The 13270-nt window shown below is 43.3% G+C and carries 9 protein-coding genes; 3 read left to right on the top strand and 6 right to left on the bottom strand.

Annotation, left to right across the window (positions count from 1 at the left end):
- Nucleotides 1-148 precede the first annotated feature (148 nt).
- The 6 genes from QMY49_RS06885 to QMY49_RS06860 all read right to left on the bottom strand — a co-directional run bounded on the left by QMY49_RS06885 (nucleotide 149) and on the right by QMY49_RS06860 (nucleotide 7358).
- Nucleotides 149-367, bottom strand: coding sequence for a DUF2835 domain-containing protein (locus QMY49_RS06885; protein ID WP_283313645.1), 219 nt, complete (start codon nucleotides 365-367; stop codon nucleotides 149-151).
- 66 nt (nucleotides 368-433) lie between these two features.
- Nucleotides 434-3040, bottom strand: a complete 2607-nt coding sequence (pepN, locus tag QMY49_RS06880; RefSeq protein WP_283313643.1) for an aminopeptidase N — start codon at nucleotides 3038-3040, stop codon at nucleotides 434-436.
- 232 nt (nucleotides 3041-3272) lie between these two features.
- Nucleotides 3273-3938: a hypothetical protein gene (locus tag QMY49_RS06875; RefSeq protein ID WP_005446804.1), complete on the bottom strand. Its 666-nt coding sequence runs from the start codon at nucleotides 3936-3938 to the stop codon at nucleotides 3273-3275.
- A 209-nt stretch (nucleotides 3939-4147) separates the two neighbouring features.
- Nucleotides 4148-6142, bottom strand: a complete 1995-nt coding sequence (gene prc / locus QMY49_RS06870) for a carboxy terminal-processing peptidase (protein WP_005446803.1) — start codon at nucleotides 6140-6142, stop codon at nucleotides 4148-4150.
- 17 nt (nucleotides 6143-6159) lie between these two features.
- Nucleotides 6160-6786: an RNA chaperone ProQ gene (proQ, locus tag QMY49_RS06865; protein ID WP_005446802.1), complete on the bottom strand. Its 627-nt coding sequence runs from the start codon at nucleotides 6784-6786 to the stop codon at nucleotides 6160-6162.
- 98 nt (nucleotides 6787-6884) lie between these two features.
- Nucleotides 6885-7358, bottom strand: coding sequence for a GAF domain-containing protein (locus QMY49_RS06860; protein ID WP_005446801.1), 474 nt, complete (start codon nucleotides 7356-7358; stop codon nucleotides 6885-6887).
- Between the two features lie 92 nt (nucleotides 7359-7450).
- Here QMY49_RS06860 and QMY49_RS06855 point away from each other — a divergent pair, with 92 nt between their 5' ends.
- From QMY49_RS06855 to QMY49_RS06845, 3 genes are read left to right on the top strand one after another with little or no spacing between them, the layout of a single operon-like run.
- Nucleotides 7451-9247, top strand: a complete 1797-nt coding sequence (locus QMY49_RS06855) for an ABC transporter ATP-binding protein (RefSeq protein WP_283313639.1) — start codon at nucleotides 7451-7453, stop codon at nucleotides 9245-9247.
- A gap of 24 nt (nucleotides 9248-9271) precedes the next feature.
- Nucleotides 9272-10519, top strand: a complete 1248-nt coding sequence (locus tag QMY49_RS06850; protein ID WP_283313637.1) for a paraquat-inducible protein A — start codon at nucleotides 9272-9274, stop codon at nucleotides 10517-10519.
- Nucleotides 10512-13166, top strand: coding sequence for an MlaD family protein (locus tag QMY49_RS06845; protein ID WP_045489055.1), 2655 nt, complete (start codon nucleotides 10512-10514; stop codon nucleotides 13164-13166). The genes QMY49_RS06850 and QMY49_RS06845 overlap by 8 nt, the downstream gene beginning before the upstream one ends.
- Nucleotides 13167-13270: the final 104 nt, after the last annotated feature.

Raw genomic sequence — 13270 nt, 5'->3', positions numbered from 1 at the left:
TTTTAGCCTCGAAACTAAGCATAGGTAATGCATGCACTTATTGTAAAAGCATAATTACAAATGTTTAACAAAAATTCGCAGTGGTAGGAGGTGAAATGTTTGATTATGTGACTAAGATTCCTGTTTAACTCACTAGGAATATCAGGCATCACAGAGTTTCTAACTTTAGAAACTTATTATTTTGGTCAGTTGTGAGTCTAAAACGACCTCTAATGCCTAATTGACTAAGAAATGGTCGAAATTTTGATGCATCTAGTTGCACCCTCAAACCATTGTCAGTAATGACTTGTACAGAACTTGCGGCACCAGAGTAGTGTAAAAGAAATGTTTGATAAGAGATGTTGAGAGAGAAGTAATACTGGTTCATGAAAATGGATTGTTGTCAGAACAAAAAACTAGGGTGATCGTAATGACCACCCTATTCTTTTGTCGATTATTCGTCTAGTGCTTTAGTCACTTTTTCGAATAAGTCTTTCGCTAGATTGTCCATCGCTTTAAGCTTTTCAAGCTCTGCACGAATAAGCGCTTGACGACCTTCATCGTATTTACGGAATTTCAATAGAGGATCGATCATGCGGGACGCCACTTGTGGGTTACTATCGTTCAACTGACGAAGGATCTCACCAGCAAATTGGTAGCCAGAGCCAGATTTATCATGGAAACGTACTGGGTTTGCGTTCAAGAACGAACCAATCAAACTGCGCGTGCGGTTCGGGTTCTTCAAGCTAAACGCTTCGTGGCTCATGGTTTCTTTTACTTTCTCAAGTGCGTTCTCAATCGGGTTGCTGCCCTGAAGAACAAACCATTTGTCCATAACCAGACCATCGTGCTTCCACTTGTCGCTGTAATCCGCCATTAACGCTTCACGACATTCAAGTTGTGCACTGTTCGCTGCACTCATCGCCGCAATTGTGTCGGTCATATTGTTTGATGATTCATACTGCGCTTTTGCTAGCTCGTTACCCTTTTCAGTGTAAGCCAAGAACTGCAAGCACTGGTTGCGCAGAGCGCGTTTGCCAATCGCTGCATGGTCAATGCTGTATTCTGTTTGGTTCAATGCGTGATAAGTAGCACTCAGTTCATCTTCTAGTTCTTTAGAAAGTGACACTGTAATGCTATTCAGTACCGTATCTACCGCATCGATATCAATCTGCTTGTACCAACCAGTGATTTCGTTGATGGAAGGCAGAGAAAGCACTTGAGCAATAAACGCAGGTTCAAGGTTTGCATCAAGTAACACACCACGGAATGCATCGATTAAGTCTTCTGATAGCTTAACCTCACCACCCGCTTGAACGTTAGTTACGTTTTGACGAATGTATTTCGCTAGCAGCATTTGGCTTGCATCCCAACGAGCAAAATCGTTCGTTGCGTGCTTCATCAAGAAAATCAGTTCATCATCGCTGTAATCGTATTCCAATTTAACCGGTGCAGAGAACTCACGAAGCAATGATGGAACTGGTTGTTCTGCAACGTTTTCGAATACGAAAGTCTGCTTGTCTTGCTTCACGTCCAAAACGTTGTGTACGGATTCACCGTTGATAACCAGTGGAATCACATCACCATTTTGTGCGTATAGTTCAATATCGAATGGAATATGTAGCGCTTGTTTTTCTGCTTGGTCGTGCGTTGCTTCAGTAAATTGCTCAACCGTTAACGCGTAAGTTTTTGCTTCAGCGTTATATTCGCTGTTTACGCGAAGTGTTGGTGTACCCGATTGGCTATACCATAAGCGGAATTGTTTAAGATCAACGCCCGTTGCGTCTTCCATCGCAGAAACAAAATCTTCACACGTTGCCGCTGTACCATCATGACGTTCGAAGTAAAGCTTCATGCCTTTTTGGAAGCCTTCTTCGCCAAGTAACGTGTGGTACATGCGGATCACTTCGCTGCCTTTTTCGTACACGGTTAGCGTGTAGAAGTTATTCATTTCAATAACTTTATCTGGGCGAATTGGGTGTGACATTGGGCTTGAGTCTTCCGCAAACTGAGGACCACGGATAATGCGAACGTTGTCGATGCGGTTTACTGCGCGTGAACCAAGATCGGACGAAAACTCTTGGTCACGGAATACCGTTAGACCTTCTTTTAAGCTCAGTTGGAACCAATCACGACAAGTCACGCGGTTACCCGTCCAGTTGTGGAAGTATTCATGACCGATTACCGCTTCAATGCCAAGGTATTCGCGGTCAGTCGCGGTTTTTTCATTCGCAAGCACAAACTTCGAGTTGAAGATGTTTAAACCTTTGTTTTCCATTGCACCCATGTTGAAAAAATCAACCGCAACGATCATGTAGATATCAAGATCGTACTCAAGACCAAAGCGATCTTCGTCCCACTTCATTGAGTTGATCAGCGAAGTCATTGCGTGACCCGCGCGATCGAGGTTGCCTTTGTCGACAAAAATTTCTAGGTCTACTTCACGACCTGATGTGGTTGTGTATTTATCACGTAGTACATCAAAGTCACCGGCAACCAAAGCGAACAAGTAAGCAGGTTTTGGATGTGGGTCTTGCCATTGAACCCAATGACGACCATTTTCGAGTTCACCTTCAGCAACGCGGTTACCATTGCTTAATAGAAATGGATACACGGTTTTGTCTGCGATCACTTTTGTTGTGTATTTCGCAAGAACGTCTGGACGATCTAGGTAGTAAGTAATACGACGAAAGCCTTCTGCTTCACACTGTGTACAGAACGCACCACCTGATTTGTAAAGACCTTCAAGTGCGGTGTTTGCTTCCGGGTCGATCTTAGTAACGATTTCTAAATCAAATTCTGCTGGCAGATCGGTAAGAACTAGAGAGGCTTCTTTGACTTCATGATGAGACCAGTCTTCACCGTCCACTTTTACAGAGCGTAGCTCTAGCCCTTCACCATCGAGTTCTAATGTGGTTAATTCACCCTTTTGAACTACTTTTGATACTGCTGTAACGATCGTGTCGTTGTCATAAAGATCAAACGTCAAATCAATATCGGTAATTGTATGAGATGGCGCTTTATAATCTTTGCGATATTTCGCTTGGGGAGCTTGAGACATGTCCATAAATCCTTGTATATAGAACCACAAAAATACCAGGACTAGAGGCTCAAACACCTCTTACTGGTATCACGATATAAGCTATTTGTAGGGGTTGTGGTATCAGAATACAAGTCTTTCTATAAAAAAACGGAGCTTTTAGTGTCTTAGCTCCGCTTTCTGTTTAACATTTAATCAACATCAGAATATTTCACTATTAATAACCCTGCGTGAAATAATGGTGATGAATCATTTATGGTGTTACTCGATTAAGTACCGCGTACATATCACCGTTAGAATCTTGAATCGTCAGCTCGTTTTGGTTCAATGTATAGCGGGTTCCGTGCTCTCCGTTCTCGTACAAAAGAACTAGATGCTCACCTTCTGTGTAAAACACGCCTTGTTTCACTGCCTCTTCACCTTCTTCATTTGACACTCTAAACATAAATACAAAGTCTGGTTGAAGAATTAAGTCCATTTGGTTGATGTTATTTGCAAGCATGCCATCCCCTCCAACTTGAGAGCTTGACCAAATACCTGCAAGTGCATTCGACAACCCCTTAGTGAAGGTTACACCATTCAAGTCTAGGGTGTTGTGGTTATTACGATATGCATAAATTTGCGGTTCATCAGTATTCAACCCAAGGACGATGGTGTCCTCATTGGCGTTATAGAGTCCTTCCCAATGGTCGATTGAGTAATCTTTTTTCTGAATGTCGATAGAGAACGTGTAGTCCGAGCCAAGGGTGAGTTTTATCGCTCTAAAGTTTTCTGAAGAATCATCAGGGTTTGGATTCATCAAATACCAATCTCCTATCAAGAATGGAGTGTCAAAGTGACTAAGTTCGTCTTCCTTGTTGGTCTCCGCGCTAGAAACACTAAAGCAGCAAAAGCTAAGTAAAATAATGAACCATTTCATAACGGTATCCTTATCGTTTTCTTTTAGCTTAGGCTCTAGATCTCATTTTTGCGAAATATTTGATCTGCATCACGTAAATTGTTAGTGCAAATTAAGCGCAGGAACAACCTATTTTTATAGAAACGCCGCTTTATAAACGCATAAAAAAAGAGCGAGTCGCTATGACTCGCTCTTTATATAGAGAATTATTAGTCGTTTTGACTGAATTTTTAGCCTTTCAGCATATCAACCATAACAGCAACTGATTCATCTAGATAAACGTCTGGCGCTTCGTAATCTTTTGGCACATCATCAAGCGTTTTGAATGGTTTTTTACCCATTGCTGCTTGACGTTCATTGATGCGCTCTAAGCGTAGAGCCTCGGCTTTATCTGATTCGTCTTCGCGCACTTTCTCGTTAAGAGACAACAAATTATCGTCTTTCTCTTTACGGTACTTCTCAATATCTTCTTTGATGAAACGGAATTCCATCTCATCAGCAATACGTTTATTGTGAAGCTCAGTTAGTTTGGTAACAAGCGCGTCGTTGCTTGGGAAAGTCTGATATTTTGCTTTATCAATGCTGTCCCAAGGTAATGCGTTGTCTTCAACACTCTCACCTGTTTCGCTTGGCTCAACTGGAGTTGGGTAAGCGATGTCTGGTGCAACACCACGGTTCTGAGTACTGCCACCATCGATGCGGTAGAACTTTTGAATCGTGTATTGTACGTAGCCAAGTTCTTTGTCGAAAAGATCGTAGATATGATTCAATGAGCGGTGTTGTTGAACGGTACCCTTACCGAAAGAGTTTTCACCAAGAATAATCGCACGGTTGTAATCCTGCATTGCTGCCGCAAAGATTTCAGACGCTGAAGCACTGTAGCGATTGATCAACACTGTTAGTGGACCATCGTAACTCACTTGACCATCGGTATCTGCATTTACTTTGATGCGACCATAGCTATCGCGAACCTGAACAACTGGACCTTCTTTAATGAAGAGCCCTGTTAATGCCGTTGCTTCAGTCAGCGCACCACCGCCGTTGTTGCGTAGATCAACGATAACACCGTCGACGTTTTTCGCCTTCAATTCAGATAGCAGTTTATCGGTATCTTTTGAAAGACCAACGTAAAAACTAGGAACCTCAAGAACCCCAATCTTCTTACCGTCTTTCTCGATGATTTCAGACTTAACCGCACGGTCTTCTAAACGAACTTTATCACGCACAATAGTGACAACGTAACTCTTCGCATCTTTACCTTCAGGCAAGACTTGTAGGTTAACTTTGGTTCCTTTAGGACCTTTGATTAGTTGAACGACATCATCAAGACGCCAACCGATCACATCGACAACTTCTTCGCCATCTTGACCAACACCGATAATGCGGTCGCCCTCACCTAACTGTTTACTCTTAGATGCTGGACCGCCAGCAACTAATGAACGAATAACTGTATAGTCGTCGGTCATTTGAAGCACAGCCCCAATACCTTCAAGAGACAGATTCATCTCTGATTGGAACTGTTCCGCGTTTCGTGGAGATAGGTAGCTAGTATGTGGATCAACTTCACGAGCGAATGCATTCATGTAAAGTTGGAAAGCGTCTTCATTGCGAGTTTGCGTGATGCGTTTCATCGCGTTGTTGTAACGTTTCGCTAGAACCTCTTTGATTTCTGGCCATTCTTTACCAGTCATTTTAAGGTTAAGAGCATCGTACTTAACGCGTTTTCGCCATAATTCATTTAACTCAGCTTCATCCTTGGGCCATGCGGCTTCAGAACGATCCAGTTCAATAAACTCATCAGTATTAAACTTGATTTCTTTATCGAGTAGAGTCAATGCGTAGGCAAAACGATCAAAACGCTTCTGCATCGAAAGATTATAAACATCAAATGCAATCTTGTTATTACCAGCTTTAAGCTGATCATCAAGGCTGACGGACCAATCTTTGAAAGAGTCGATATCGGCTTGAGTAAAAATATTTCTATTGTAATCAAGCATTTCTACGTAGCGCTCAAAGATCGCTTTGGAGAAATCATCGTTTAGATTGAAATGCTTATAATGAGAGCGGGTAAATCGAGAAGTTACTCGTTTGCTGGCTGTTTCATGCTGAACTTCAGGTGCAAGAACCGGCAAATCATCTTTGTTTAGTTTGGCTTCTAGAGCCTGAGCTGATGCTGCTAGCCAGAAGCTAGCAGCAATCAGTGTCACTTTTGAACGGCAATTCATGCGTAGGAGTATCTCCCTTATGCGCGCAAGTGCTCCGCTTTCACAACCATTTGTAGGCCGTTAGCAAGTTGAACACGTACATCATCCTTATTGACTTCAACAATGGTCGCTGCCATGTTTCCTTTGCCCATGTTCACGTTAACTGCGTTGCCGATTGTGATTTCATCAGCGTTTAGCGCGCGTGTTTCTACAGGCTTACTTTCTTTTTGTACTTTTGGTTTGTTAGCACGACGAGGCTGTTGTGGCTTTTTAGCCGCAGGTTTCGCTTTCGCCTTACCCTCTTCGCGAGCTTTTTGAGCTTGCTCTTTACGACGAGCCTGAACTTTCGCTTTGCTTTCAGCAAGTGTCGCTTTAGCGTGTTCTACGTGTTCTTCTTCTAGCTCACCACATGGGTTGCCATCTAGATCAACACGTACTGCACCTGGTTTTACGCCGTGTAGGTAACGCCATGATGAAGTGTACTGTCTTAACGCTGCACGAAGCTGAGTTTTGCTTACTTTTTCGTCTTCATTTAGACGTTCCGCAAGATCTTGAAAAATACCAATTTTCAGAGGCTTTGCTTCACCTTCTAAAGTAAAGCACTTAGGGAAACATTCAGCAATGTATGCGATAACTTCTTTGCTGTTTTTTAACTTTTCAGTCATGAGGGTTCCTGGTTTGAGCGGATTTCCGCGAAGCATTAAGAAAAAATATTCTCGTATTATAGTGACATGCCAAGGAAAAACCACACTCGAGGGCGAATTTATGCGTCGTTAGCGTGCGAATTAAGCAGCTTTTCTACTTCAGCCATAAAATGAGTGAGGCCTTCTTCATCAATTTCATTGAATCGACCGATATTTGGACTATCAATATCCAACACGCCAGCCACTTCCCCATTGATAGTAAAAGGAATAACAATTTCTGAATTACTTGCTGCATCACAAGCAATGTGACCTTCAAATGCATGCACATCGTATACTCTTTGTACGCTGTTAGTTTGTGCAGCAGTACCACAGACGCCTCGTCCCATTGGGATACGAACACAAGCAGGCTTACCTTGGAAAGGGCCGAGCACCAACTCATCACCTTTCGTTAGGTAAAAACCCGCCCAATTCAGGTCTTCAAGTTCCATAAATAGAAGAGAGCTGATGTTGGCAAGATTTGCGATGTAGTCTTTCTCTGATTCGATAAGCGCAACTGCTTGCTTGGTAAGTCTTTGGTATTGTTCTATGTTCATATTAACTTCCTACTTTTTATTTAGGCTTCCATTCTGTTGGTATGGCGCTAAAATGCAGCCCTACTTTTTAATAGGACTTATTCTCAATTACAATGAATCCGAAAAACGACACTATTAGCCGTTCTTGGTTGATAACACAAGTGAAAAAGCACAAGTCCAAGCTGATTCTAGCGAACTTGATAGCTGTACTTGCGACCTTGATTAGTGTTCCAATCCCTCTTCTTATGCCTCTCATGGTGGATGAAGTCTTATTGGACAAACCGGCATCGGGCTTAGCAGCAATGAACGCGGTTTTACCTGAAGCGTGGCACACACCTACGGGTTATATCTTCTTTACTCTGTTCTTGGTTGTGCTGATGAGGACAGCAAGCCAAGGGTTTAATATTCTTCAAAGCCGACAATTTACCTTGGTTTCAAAGACAATCACCTTTGAAATGCGAAGTAAAATGATCGACAAGCTTGGTCGTATTAGCATTCGACAGTACGAAACAAAAGGCAGTGGTGGCATCAACGCTCACCTTATCACCGACATTGAGACCATTGATAAATTTATTGGTTCTACATTAGCTAAATTTGTTATCAGCCTACTGACGGTGATTGGTACAGCCATCGTGCTACTTTGGCTCGATTGGCGTCTGGGTCTGTTTATTCTTCTCGTCAACCCTATTGTCATTTACTTCTCACGTAAGCTGGGAAGTATGGTTAAGCACCTTAAGCGCAAAGAAAACCATTCATTTGAGATTTTCCAGAACCGCTTAGTCGAAACTCTTGACGGCATTTATCAACTACGAGCGGCTAATAAAGAGCGAGAGTTTCTCCAGCAGTTAAAAGGCAGCGCTGACCAAGTTCGTATCGATGCTGACAAGTACGCATGGCAATCAGAGGCTGCGGGACGTGTCTCTTTCCTTCTGTTTTTAATCGGTTTCGAGTTGTTCCGTGCGGTTGCAATGCTAATGGTAATGTTCAGTGACCTTACCATTGGTCAAATTTTCGCGGTGTTTGGTTACCTTTGGTTTATGTTGTCTCCTGTTCAAGAACTATTGGGTATCCAATTCTCTTGGTACAGCGCAAAAGCGGCACTTAAGCGAATTAATGATCTACTCGAATTGGAAGAAGAACATAGACCTGTTTCGAAAGTAAATCCTTTCAAAGAAAATCGAGAGGTTGATGTAAAAATTGAACATGTTGATTTTTCATACAACAATGAAAACAAGGTGTTGGATGATCTCTCGTTGCACATTCCTGCTGGTAAGAAAGTGGCGCTTGTGGGTGCGAGTGGTGGTGGTAAATCAACCTTGATTCAATTATTGATCGGCGTTTACCGTCAGAATTCTGGTTCTATCCGTTTTAATGATGAGTTAACGGAAGACATCAGCTTTGAAGTAATACGCGACAAAATTGCCGTGGTTTTACAACAACCTATACTATTTAATGACACCTTAAGGCATAATCTGACCCTTGGTGGTGACTTTGATGAAATGTCATTATGGCGAGCACTAGAAGTCGCTCAGCTTCAAGACGTAATTTCGCAACTTAACCACGGATTGGATACTCAAATTGGTCGTAACGGTATTCGCCTATCTGGCGGTCAGCGTCAACGCTTAGCGATTGCACGTATGGTGCTGAGCAACCCACAATTTGTTATCCTAGACGAAGCAACGTCAGCACTGGACACCGCAACTGAAGCGGCTTTGCATAAGGCGTTAACGGAATTCTTACGCGGTCGAACGACTCTTATTGTCGCCCATCGCTTATCGGCGGTGAAGCAAGCAGATTTGATTTATGTGCTTGAAGATGGAAGAGTGACGCAAACAGGTACCCATGGTGAGCTCGTTGAGCAAGAAGGCTTATATCAAACCTTATATGGTGGCATTCAGTCCCACGCTTAAACCATTCAGTTTAGAGAGGTCGTTGTGACCTCTCTGTCTAAACACGCCATGCAACCGAATAGCGTCCGCTTGTGCCAAGGTTGCGAATTGCCTGTCGATATCGTCGATCTACCTAATGGCAAAAATGCACATTGTCCACGTTGTGGTACTCAGCTCTATCGTGGTGGTAGTCCTAGCCTATCTGGTAATCTCGCTATCGCTGTTACTTGTATTCTACTTTTTATACCTTCGCACTTTTTTAACTTCATCAGTATTCGGCTATTTGGAGTGATGATTCCGGCGACACTGCCATCTGGAATGATAACGTTATTTCAAGAGGGCTTCGTCCTCCTTTCTATCCTCATTCTTTTTTGTAGTTCTCTTGCCCCACTTATTGTGTGCAGTTCTGTTGTAACGGCACATTGGTCGTTGCATAAACGTTGGTTTAAAGGGCTTCGCGTTTCATTATGGTTAATCCAACACCTAAAACATTGGGTAATGTTGGATGTGTTCCTTGTGAGCATCGCAATCTCTTGTTTTAAGCTGCAAGATTACTCCGATATTTTTGTTGGACCGGGCTTAATTGGTCTTGTTCTATTACAAGTTTTTACGGTTCTGTTGATCTCTCGCATTAGTGTTCGTCGTTATTGGGAAGCATGGCAACCTGAAAACAGTTACGACTTCGAACACAAAGATGTGCATTGTCACGAGTGCCACTTATCGCAACCTGAAGGCGAAAACTGCCATCGTTGCCATCACGCGCTATACCACCGTAAACCAAATTCTATCCAAAAAACGTGGGCATATTTAATTGCAGCGACGATCGCGATCTTCCCTGCCAACTTGATTCCGATTTCAATTTTGCTGACAAACGGTAAGCGCTTGGAAGACACTATTTTTTCAGGCGTGGCAGGCTTAGTTAAAAACGGTATGTACGGAATCGCGGTTATCATTTTTGTTGCCAGTATCGTCGTTCCTGTGGCTAAGATTCTCGGCCTGACTTACATCTTGTTATGTATCAAATTCAAACGTTCGGTGTTTAGAAGACAACGAATGATGGTTTACTTTGCAGTAAAATGGATCGGCAAATGGTCAGTGATGGATTTGTTTGTTATTTCTATCATGATGACGTTGGTCGATCGTGGACAAATTCTCGACTTCACACCGGGTTATGGCGCTGTTGCGTTTGGTCTGGTGGTCGTTTTAACAATGCTTGCGGCGGAGAGCATTGACCCAAGGCTTATTTGGGACCAAGCCCCAGCACAATCAGAAAAAGAGTCAATTAATGAGTGATCAGAACAGTTCTCAAACGTCATATGTGCCAGATGTAAAGAGGAGTAAAGGTATTTCTCCCCTTTGGTTGTTGCCGATTTTGACTATGGTCTTAGCTGGCTGGCTTGTTGTGAAATCAATTCATGACGCAGGACAGCGTGTACAAATCTATTTTTCCGATGCTGCGGGTTTGGTCGCTGGACGAACCACTATCCGCTATCAAGGTTTAGAAGTGGGAATGGTGCGCGACATTAACCTGTCTGAAGATTTAGGCAGCATTTATGTCGACGCTGATATCTACCCTGAAGCGACGAAACTGCTGAACGATAAAACGCGTTTCTGGTTAGTAAAACCAACAGCAAGTTTAACCGGCGTGTCTGGTCTTGATGCGTTGGTTTCTGGTAACTACATTTCTATCCAGCCAGGTGATGGTGAACAGTTTGAAACCACTTTTCATGCTTTGGAATCGGCTCCTACCGACTTACGAGTCACGCAAGGTCTGAACATTAAGTTGAAAAGCCGAGACTTGGGCGGCGTTTCTATTGGCTCGCAAATCGTCTACAAAAAGATTCCGATTGGTGAAGTGTTCAGCTATCAACTGAATGATGATGCGAAGTCCATAACCATTCAAGCCAATATACAAGAGCAGTATCAGCACCTGATTAATAGCCGCAGCCGTTTTTGGAACGTAAGTGGAATTGGTGCAAGCATCGGTTTTGAAGGTGTTGATGTTCGTCTAGAAAGTATGAGCGCCCTACTTGGTGGCGCTATTGCTGTTGACTCGCCAGATGATGGCGAACCCGTTGAAGAGAATACTGAGTTCCGTCTTTATAAAGACCTTAAAACTGCGGGGCGCGGTATTCCAATCAAAATCGCGCTTCCTGATGACAACAAAATTAGCGGCGAAGGCGCGCCTATCATGTACCGCGGGATTGAAGTAGGACAAATCACCGATTTAAGCCTATCTGAAGGTCGTGAAGTGATTTTAGCGTCTGCTGCAATCCAACCTGCTTTCAGTGACATGTTGACTTCTGGCACACGTTTTGTTCTTGAAGAAGCAAAAGTTTCCCTTTCTGGTGTTGAGAATATCGCAAACCTTGTCCGCGGAAACTTTTTAACCATCGTCCCAGGTGAAGGTGAAAGATCTCGACGATTTACTGCCATTCGCCAGAATGTATTTAATCAGCAACAGCAGAAATCGATTGCAATTCGCCTCGTTTCTGACAACTCCTTTGGCTTAGACAGCGGTGCAAACGTACTTTACAAAGGCATTGTCGTTGGCTCGATCATTAAAGTCGGTTTGCTTGATGAAAAACAAGCGCAAGCGGCAAAGCATGAAGTGTTCATGGATGTCCTTATCGACAATGAGTACAAGCATCTGATTAAATCGAACAACCGTTTCTACGTGACAGGCAGTGCTTCTGCAGAACTTACAGAGTCAGGATTGAGTGTCACAGTACCTCCAGCTAAGCAGCTTCTCACTGGTTCAATCAGCTTCGTTAGCCAAGGACAAGAACAAATCCAGAAAGAATACCAATTGTTCCAGAGCGCTTCTCTAGCGGAGCTTGCACAGTACAATCAATCTGGTTCTAAGACGCTGACTCTCTTTGCATCTGAGTTACCACCGATTTCTAAAGGTAGCCCTCTGCTCTACCGCAATTTGCCAGTTGGCAGCGTATCTGATTTCAATCTGGTCGATGGTGGCGTGATCGTCAAAGCAACCATCGAAAATCGATACGCGCACTTACTCAGTGAACAGACGGTATTTTGGAACCGTTCTGGTGTAGAGATTGATGCCTCTCTTGCTGGTATCACCGTCAAAGCTCACCCTCTTAAAACTTTGATCAAAGGTGGTATTGCTTTTGACTCCATTCCGGGCATTGAGAATAAAGTGGGTCAACGTTGGAAGCTATACAACGATCAGAACCAAGCACGTAAGTTTGGTCGAGTTATCGCGTTAGAAACTGATGGCAGCCAAGAAGTAACCAAAGGTATGCCAATTAAATATCAAGGTGTTAAGGTCGGTGAAGTTACTCTAGTCGTTCCAAACTTTCGTCGTGAAATGGTGGAAGTCACCGCGCGCATTCTTCCTGAATATGTCGACAATATCGCCGTTACCGGGTCACACTTCTGGCTAACAGAACCTGAAATTGGGCTGGGTGGCGTGAAGAACTTAGGCGCGTTAGTATCAAAATCCATCAGTGTTGAACCTGGTCATGGCGCCGCGAAATTCAAGTTTGATTTAGCGAAAAGCCAGCAAGCACAACAAGGAGTGTCATTCACACTGCAAAGTGAGCAACGTGGTTCAGTTCAAGTTGGAACCCCTATCCTATATCGACAAATGGAAGTAGGCAGTGTAACGAGTGTCAACTTGGGTGAGTTTGCTGATCGAGTGGTAACAAAAATCGAGATAAAGCCCGCATATGCATATCTTGTTCGTCAAAACAGTGTGTTCTGGAATGTCTCAGGCGTTGATGTCTCTATTGGTCTAGGAGGCGCAAACATCAAAGCAGGTACATTTGACAGCTTAGTTCGTGGCGGCATTGCTTTCTCAACCCCTGAGCAATCACAAATTCCACCAGCGGCAAAACAAGGGCAATCTTTCTACTTATATCCTCAAGCAGAAGAGAGTTGGACTCAGTGGCGCACTGCTATTCCAAAACCATAGTGCTTTTAGAGAAAATTATCGACGTAAAGAGCAGCAATTGCTGCTCTTTTTTATTGCTCAAACCTTGCTGGCTATTCGTTTCTGATCCGCTTTCGTATATTATT

Origin of the sequence: Vibrio harveyi (assembly GCF_030060435.1) — a bacterium.
Classification (GTDB): Bacteria; Pseudomonadota; Gammaproteobacteria; order Enterobacterales; family Vibrionaceae; genus Vibrio; species Vibrio harveyi.
This window is presented reverse-complemented; position numbering and strand designations above follow the sequence as displayed.